Here is a 2,044-nt window from a genome sequence, read left to right on the forward strand (position 1 = left end):
TTACGACCGCACGGCCGAGGGCCTGCCCGCGTACGACTTCGCGGTGTGCACGATCGGCGGCGCTCCCGTGCGTACCCACGCGGGGTTCTCGATCTTTCCCGACCACGACCTGGCGGCGGCCGACGAGGCCGACCTGGTCGCGGTCGTGCCCTACGACACCTCGGCGCCGCCGCCGCGGGAGGTGATCGAGGTCCTGCGCCGGGCGCATGCGCGCGGGGCCTGGGTGGCCGGCGTGTGCACCGGGGCGTTCGCGCTCGGCGCGGCCGGGCTGCTCGACGGGCGGCGCTGCACGACGCACTGGCGGCACACCGACCGGCTGGCGGCCGACCACCCGGCGGCCGACGTGGACCCGGGCGTCCTCTATGTCGCCGACGGGCGGGTGCTGACCAGCGCGGGGACGGCGGCGGCCGTGGACTGCGGGCTGCATCTGATCCGGCTCGAGCAGGGCTCGGCGGTGGCGACGCAGATCGCGCGGCGCATGGTGGTGCCGCCGCACCGCGACGGCGGGCAGGCGCAGTTCATCGAGACGCCCGTGCGGGCGGTCGAGTGCGAGACGCTGCAGCCGCTGCTCACCGAGGTGCTGGCCACCCTGGACGCCCCGCACACCGTCGACACGATGGCCGCCCGGGCGCTGATGGCGCCGCGCACCTTCGCCCGCAGGTTCCGGGCCGAGACCGGCACGACGCCGCACGACTGGCTGACCGGCCAGCGGGTGCTGCTGGCCCGGCGGCTGCTCGAGGAGACCGGGCTGGGCGTCGACGCGATCGCCGGGCGCACCGGCTTCGGCACCGCGGCCAATCTGCGCCACCACTTCGGGCAGCGGCTGGGCACGACGCCGCAGGCCTACCGGGCGACGTTCCGCGACAGGTACGTGGCGAGCGCCTGATCCTGGCCGCGCCGGCGCCGCGCCCGGCGGATCCGCAGGCCGCCCCAGACCCCGAGGATCGCCACGCCGGCCAGGCCGGTGAGCGCCAGGCTGTCGCGCGGCAGCACGCCGGTGACGTGGGCCAGCTCGCACGAGGGGGTCACCGGCACGACCTCGCCGACGGTGGGCGGCTCCCCGGCGAAGTCGCTGCCGGCGATCCGGCAGCGCACGTCCTTGACCGGGTCCGACACCTTCAGCTCGATCGTGCCGCCGGTGGTGGCGACGACGACGGCGTCGGTCAGGGTCTGGCCGCCGCTGTCGAGGCGCGGCGCGTCGCCGGCGAGCAGGGCGGTGCCCAGGGTGAGCGCGCTGAGCAGGGCGACGAGGGTGAGGGCGAAGGTCTTCATCCGAGCACCTTGTGCAGCAGGACGGGCGGCTTGTCGCGGCGCTTCCACTCGCGGGGGTAGCCCAGTGACACCTCGTGGAACGGTACGCCGTCCTGCCACGTGGTGCGCGGGATGTGCAGGTGGCCGTAGACGCAGGCGGCCACGTTGAACTTGCGGTGCCAGCCGGCCGTCAGGTCGGTGCCGCACCACTGGGCGAACTCCGGGTACCACAGCACCTCGGTCGGGTGCCGGTGCAGCGGCCAGTGGCTGACCAGCACCATCGGCGTCTCCGGGTCCACGGCGGCCAGGCGCTGCTCGGTCAGCGCGACGCGCTCTCGGCACCAGGTCTCCCGATCCGGGTACGGGTCCGCGTGCAGCAGCTGCTCGTCGGTGCACACCACGCCGGTCCGGTACGCGTACGCCAGCGACTCCGCCTTGGTGCTCGTCCCGGGCGCTCGCCACGTGTAGTCGTACAGCAGGAAGAGGGGTGCCACGACGGCTGGGCCGCCCTCGCCGCGCCAGACCGCGAATTCGTCCTCGGGCGTGCGGACGCCCAGGTGCCGGCAGATCGCGACGAGCCGGTCGTAGCGCTCGGCGCCGCGCAGCGTGAGCGGGTCGCGCGGGTGCGTCCACAGCTCGTGGTTGCCCGGCGCCCAGATCACCTCGGCGAAGCGCGAGCGCAGCAGCCGCAGCGTCGTCTCGACCTGCCCGGCCTGCTCGGCGACGTCGCCGGCCACGATCAGCCAGTCCTCGCGCGAGTCCGGCTCGAGGCGGTCGACGAGCGCACGATTCT

At 75.0% G+C, this 2,044-nt stretch carries 3 protein-coding genes; 1 reads left to right on the plus strand and 2 read right to left on the minus strand.

The window, feature by feature from the left end:
* A partial coding sequence (locus RBH18_RS43705) for a GlxA family transcriptional regulator (RefSeq protein WP_306216414.1) occupies positions 1 to 886 on the plus strand: 886 nt, incomplete at its 5' end.
* Here the strand turns inward: RBH18_RS43705 and RBH18_RS43710 are convergent.
* Both RBH18_RS43710 and RBH18_RS43715 read right to left on the minus strand, forming a co-directional pair.
* Positions 844 to 1,272, minus strand: coding sequence for a hypothetical protein (locus RBH18_RS43710; RefSeq protein WP_306216415.1), 429 nt, complete (start codon positions 1,270 to 1,272; stop codon positions 844 to 846). The two genes, RBH18_RS43705 and RBH18_RS43710, sit on opposite strands and share 43 nt — an antisense overlap.
* On the minus strand, positions 1,269 to 2,044 hold a 776-nt coding region (locus tag RBH18_RS43715; protein WP_306216417.1), incomplete at its 5' end, for a metallophosphoesterase family protein. The genes RBH18_RS43710 and RBH18_RS43715, both read right to left, overlap by 4 nt.

The organism is Actinoplanes oryzae (genome assembly GCF_030757795.1).
Taxonomy (GTDB): Bacteria; Actinomycetota; Actinomycetes; order Mycobacteriales; family Micromonosporaceae; genus Actinoplanes.